The sequence below is a fragment of the Kitasatospora sp. NPDC007106 genome (assembly GCF_040634455.1).
Lineage (GTDB): Bacteria > Actinomycetota > Actinomycetes > Streptomycetales > Streptomycetaceae > Kitasatospora > Kitasatospora arboriphila.
Genome location: NZ_JBEYFP010000439.1, coordinates 1 through 4949, shown reverse-complemented (window position 1 = coordinate 4949; position 4949 = coordinate 1). Strand labels below are relative to the sequence as shown.

Below are 4949 nucleotides of genomic sequence, written 5' to 3'. Positions count from 1 at the left end.
GGCCGGTGTGCGCGACGCCATCGCCAAGCTCCTCGCCGGGCAGCCGCTCGGCCGGCGGCGGATCGCGCTGTGGCCCGCACTCCCCAACCGGCAGGTGCGCATCCTGGAACGGGCGCTCGCGGAGGGGCGGGCCGGCTCGGCCGTGTACGTGTGCCCGAGTGCCAAGGAGGAGTTCGGTCTGGCGGTACTGGAGGCCATGGACGCCGGGCTCGCCGCGGCGGGGCCGGAACGCGGCGGGGTGCCGCACTACATCAGGGACGGGGTCAACGGCTTCCTGCTGGACACCGGCTCGGGTACGGCCCTGGGGGCCGGGCTGCTGTCGGTGTGCGCCACGCCGCAGACGGAGCTGGACGCCCTGGCCGCGCGCGCCAGGCGGACCGTTCGCCGTAGCTACTCCGTCGAGGCCATGGCGGAGTCTCTGGCCCAGGCCTACACGGCGGTTCCCTGACGCCCGGCAGCATGTGCCACCGCCGCGGCCCGACGCGCCAGGACGTCGGACCGACCCGTCCGGGGTGCGGACCCGCCGGGCACGAAGGCTCCGCCACGACTCGGTGCAGGACCGCTGTGAGTACGGGCCGGCGGGGGAACCTCCGATGGTGGGAGGCGAGAACGTCGCGAAAGGAGCAGATCATGTCTGTCGTTCGGAAGCTTCACGAGGCCGGCCTGACCAGTGAGCACGCCTACACGGCCGCGTTCGCGTCGATCGGTCTGTCACTGCTCAGCTGGGGCATCTCGATGAAGGCGGAACAGGCCGGAGTCGAACGGGCCGACCGCTGGGGCATCTTCGTCGGCGAGTGGGCACCGACGTTCTTCGCCCTCGGCCTGGCCCTGGCGAACTACGAGAAGGTCTCGACCGATGACGTCGGGTAGACCCACCACCCGGGGAGCGCCCCGCCTCACGGGCGGCCGTCCGAAACGATGTGACCGCCGGCCCCGTCGGGTGCCGTGCATCCGACGATGACCGGCGGTCTCGGACCGGTGCACCACCCGCCTCTCGGCGGAGACGGCACGGCACGCGGCCCGGCGGGTTCGCCTCTCGCTCCCGCGCGGGCCGTGTGTCGGTAGGGGCGCGGCGGCGTACTCACCACACGCCCGGGGTCGACCTGCCGGGGCGGGCGATCACGGCAACCGAGTCGACGACCGGTCGGATGCCGGGGCCGCGAGCCGTTCGCCGACGGACGGTCATCACCTCTCCGTGCCGGGCAGGTCAGCGGGTCGGGCCCAGGACGCCGGTCTCCGCCCGCCGGTGATCGAGGAGACTGTTCACGCCGACGACGCCGTCCACGCCGCGGCACAGCCGCTCCACCACCGGCACCTGGCCGCGGTGGTCGACGGTGCCGGTCAGGGTGACGAGGCCGTCGCGCACCCGGACGTCCAGGGTGTCGGGGTCGATGTCCAGCGTGCGGCGCAGGACGTCGCACCGGATCTCCTCGCGGATCGCCCGGTCGTGGCGGAGGAAGACGCGCAGCAGGTCACTGCGGCTGACGATGCCCACGAGCCGTCCTGCCTCGTCGACGACCGCGAGCCGCTTGAGTGCCTTGCTCTGCATCAGCCGGGCGGCCTCGACCACCGTCCACTCGGGCCGGGCGCACACCGCCGGCGCGGTCATCAGGCCCTCGGCGGTGGTGGCCCGGCTGCGGGCGTGCTCACGGGGCTCCAGCCGCGGGATGAGCATCAGTCCTGCGGGGTCCTCCCGGGCGGCTTCGTTGAGCAGCAGGTCGGCCTCCGAGACCACACCGATCGGCCGGTCCTCGTCGTCGAGCACGGGCACGGAGGTGATGTCGTGCTCGGCCAGCAGCCGGACGATCTCCTTGAAGGCGGTGTCGGGCCGTACGTGGACGACGGCGGAGGTCATCAGCTCGCCTACGAGGCGGTGGCGCATGGGGTCTTCCCTTCTGGTTCCGGCGACCCGGTACGGCCGCCGCGTCGGTACGGTCGGGCCCGATCAGTTCTCGGGGTGGCGGATCACGACCACAGGGCAGGGCGCGTGCTGGACGCAGTGCTGGCTGACCGATCCCAGCAGCGCGCCGGTGAACCCGCCGTGCCCCCGGCTGCCGACCACCAGGAGGTCGGCCCCGCGCGCGGCGTCCAGCAGAACCGGCACGGCGCCGCCCTCCACGACCCGGGCTCCGATCCAGACGGGGCGCTCCGGGTCGCTTGCCTCGGCGATGGCCACGTCGAGGATCTTGCGCGCGATGCCGGCGGCGAACCCCTCCGCGTCGGCGGCTCCCGTCCACCCGGGGGACACGGAATCCTGCCAGGCGATCACTGCCTCGACGACGGCGCCGACCGCATGGGCCTGGCCGACGGCCCAGCGCAGTGCGTCGACCGAGGACGGCGATCCGTCGACCCCGGCCACGATCCTGCGCCGCGTCGCATCCTGCTCGGTCATGGTGGTGTTCCTCTCTCTTCCGGTGGTTGTCTCCACTCTCCGCCGACCGCGCCCTGTGGGCGAAGAGCCGGAGGGGCCCGTCCGGGCGGGACCTTCAGCCCGATTCACCACGGGGTCCCGCCCTGCGGGCGACTCAGACGGCGTGCAGGCCGTGGGCGGCGAACACCGCGCGGGCGGCGGCGGTCTGCCCGGCGGTGGGCACGGGCGTGTCGGCGAGCGTGAACTCCAGGCCGAGTGCGCGCCACTTCTCCGCGCCGAGCCGGTGGAAGGGCAGCACGTCGACCCGCGAGACGTTGCCCAGCGAGGCGGTGAAGGCGGCCACGCCCTCGACGTTCTCCGGGCGGTCGGTCAGCCCGGGGACGAGGACGAAGCGCACCCACACCTCCTTGCCGAGGTCGGCCAGCCGGCGGGCGAAGGTCAGCGTCGGCCCCAACTCGCGGGCGGTCAGACGGCGGTAGAGCGAGCGGTCCCACGACTTGATGTCCAGCAGGACGAGGTCGGTGTCGGCGAGCAGCGCGTCGGTGGCCCGGGAGCCGAGGTAGCCGGAGGTGTCCAGTGCGGTGTGCAGGCCGAGTTCGCGCTTGAAGCGGTGCAGGAGTTCCCCGGTGAAGACCGACTGCAGCAGCGGCTCGCCGCCGCTGACGGTGGCGCCGCCGCCGGAGGCGGCGATGAAGTCGACGTACTTGGCGGCCTCCCCGACGACCTCGTTCGCGAGGACGCGCCGCCCGTCCCGCATGTACCGGGTGTCGGGGTTGTGGCAGTACTGGCAGCGCAGCGGGCATCCGGCGAGGAAGGCCACGAAGCGGGTGCCGGGCCCGTCGACGCCGGTGGACAGGTCCCAGGAGTGGAACATCCCGCCCGGCTCGCGGCGGGTGACGGCGGCGGCGGGTGTGGCGGCGGCCGGTGTGGCGGCGGACCCGGGTCGGCCCGGTGTCCTCACGGGAACGGGGGTTTCGGACATGGCAGGCTCCCAGGGTGCGGCGGGCCGCTGCTACAGCGAGCCGTGGAAGGTGCGGTTGACCACGTCGAGCTGCTGTTCGCGGGTGAGCCGGACGAAGTTGACCGCGTAACCGCTGACCCGGATGGTCAGCTGCGGGTACTTCTCCGGGTGGGCCATCGCGTCCAGCAGGGTGTCGCGGTCGAGGACGTTGACGTTCATGTGGAAGCCGCCGCAGGCGGTGTAGCCGTCCAGCACGCCGACGAGGTTGCGCACCCGCTCCTGCTCGGTGCGGCCGAGCGCGTCGGGGGTGACGGTGCTGGTCAGCGAGATGCCGTCCTCGGCCTGCGCGTACGGCAGTTTGGCCACCGACAGGGCGCTGGCGACGTATCCGTGGCGGTCCCGGCCGTTCATCGGGTTGGCGCCCGGCGAGAAGGGCTCGCCGGCCCGACGGCCGTCCGGGGTGGCCCCGGTCTTCTTGCCGTACACCACGTTGGAGGTGATGGTCAGCACCGACTGGGTGTGCTCCGCCTTCCGGTACGTCGGGTGCTTGCGCACCTTGCGCATGAACTCCTCGACCAGCCACACGGCGATGGAGTCCGCCCGGTCGTCGTTGTTGCCGTACGCGGGGTAGTCGCCCTCGACGACGTAGTCCACCGCGAGCCCGGTCCCGTCGCGGACCGGCCGCACCGTCGCGTACTTGACGGCGGAGAGCGAGTCCGCGGCCACCGCGAGGCCGGCGATGCCGCAGGCCATGGTGCGCCGCACCGCCCGGTCGTGCAGGGCCATCTCCAGGCGCTCGTAGGCGTACTTGTCGTGCATGTAGTGGATGACGTCGAGCGCGTGCACGTACGTCTCGGCGAGCCACTCCAGCTGCTCGTCGAACCGGGCGAGCACCTCCTCGTAGTCGAGGACCTCGGAGGTGACGGCGCCCGTCCGCGGGCCGACCTGCGCCCCCGACACCTCGTCCCGGCCGCCGTTGATCGCGTAGAGGAGGGTCTTGGCGAGGTTCACCCGGGCGCCGAAGAACTGCATCTGCCTGCCGACCGCCATCGCCGAGACGCAGCAGGCGATCGCGGTGTCGTCGCCGAAGCGGGGCCGCATCAGCTCGTCCGACTCGTACTGCACGCTGGAGGTGTCGATCGACACCTTGGCGCAGAACTCCTTGAAGCCCTGCGGCAGTTCGGGCGACCAGAGGACGGTCATGTTCGGCTCCGGCGCCGGGCCCAGGTTGTAGAGGGTCTGCAGGTACCGGAAGGAGGTGCGGGTGACCAGCGGCCGGCCGTCCTCGCCGATGCCGCCGATCGACTCGGTGACCCAGGTCGGGTCACCGGAGAACAGCTCGTCGTACTCGGGGGTGCGCAGGAAGCGGACGATCCGCAGCTTGACGACGAAGTCGTCGACGAGCTCCTGGGCCTGCTCCTCGGTGAGCAACCCGGCCGCGAGGTCGCGCTCCAGGTAGACGTCGAGGAAGGTGGCGGTGCGGCCGAGCGACATCGCGGCGCCGTTCTGCTCCTTCACGGCCGCGAGGTAGGCGAAGTACAGCCACTGGACGGCCTCGCGGGCGGTGGTGGCCGGGCCGGAGACGTCATGTCCGTAGGACGCCGCCATCCGCTTGAG

At 72.4% G+C, this 4949-nt stretch carries 6 protein-coding genes; 2 read left to right on the top strand and 4 right to left on the bottom strand.

Annotation, left to right across the window (positions count from 1 at the left end; translation table 11 throughout):
* Together ABZ641_RS25600 and ABZ641_RS25595 are read left to right on the top strand one after the other, a co-directional pair.
* Window positions 1–448 (top strand): glycosyltransferase (locus ABZ641_RS25600; protein WP_359985263.1); only part of this gene is annotated, 448 nt, incomplete at its 5' end.
* A 182-nt stretch (window positions 449–630) separates the two neighbouring features.
* On the top strand, window positions 631–870 hold the full coding sequence (locus ABZ641_RS25595; protein WP_344622340.1) for a hypothetical protein: 240 nt from the start codon (window positions 631–633) through the stop codon (window positions 868–870).
* Window positions 871–1207: 337 nt separating this feature from the next.
* Here ABZ641_RS25595 and ABZ641_RS25590 read toward each other — a convergent pair whose 3' ends face one another.
* The 4 genes from ABZ641_RS25590 to ABZ641_RS25575 form a co-directional block, all read right to left on the bottom strand.
* Window positions 1208–1882, bottom strand: coding sequence for a CBS domain-containing protein (locus ABZ641_RS25590; protein WP_359985260.1), 675 nt, complete (start codon window positions 1880–1882; stop codon window positions 1208–1210).
* 63 nt (window positions 1883–1945) lie between these two features.
* Window positions 1946–2392, bottom strand: coding sequence for a universal stress protein (locus ABZ641_RS25585; protein WP_359985257.1), 447 nt, complete (start codon window positions 2390–2392; stop codon window positions 1946–1948).
* A 133-nt stretch (window positions 2393–2525) separates the two neighbouring features.
* A complete protein-coding gene (gene pflA, locus ABZ641_RS25580; RefSeq protein WP_359985255.1) occupies window positions 2526–3353 on the bottom strand; it encodes a pyruvate formate-lyase-activating protein in 828 nt (275 codons plus the stop codon).
* 30 nt (window positions 3354–3383) lie between these two features.
* On the bottom strand, window positions 3384–4949 hold a 1566-nt coding region (locus ABZ641_RS25575; RefSeq protein ID WP_359985252.1), incomplete at its 5' end, for a pyruvate formate lyase family protein.

What these genes read in the sequence shown, in the direction of transcription:
- ABZ641_RS25590 (WP_359985260.1), bottom strand. Translation starts at nt 1,882, where the DNA reads ATGCGCCACCGCCTCGTAGGCGAGCTGATGACCTCCGCCGTCGTCCAC.
- ABZ641_RS25585 (WP_359985257.1), bottom strand. Translation starts at nt 2,392, where the DNA reads ATGACCGAGCAGGATGCGACGCGGCGCAGGATCGTGGCCGGGGTCGAC.
- pflA (WP_359985255.1), bottom strand. Translation starts at nt 3,353, where the DNA reads ATGTCCGAAACCCCCGTTCCCGTGAGGACACCGGGCCGACCCGGGTCC.
- ABZ641_RS25595 (WP_344622340.1), top strand. Translation starts at nt 631, where the DNA reads ATGTCTGTCGTTCGGAAGCTTCACGAGGCCGGCCTGACCAGTGAGCAC.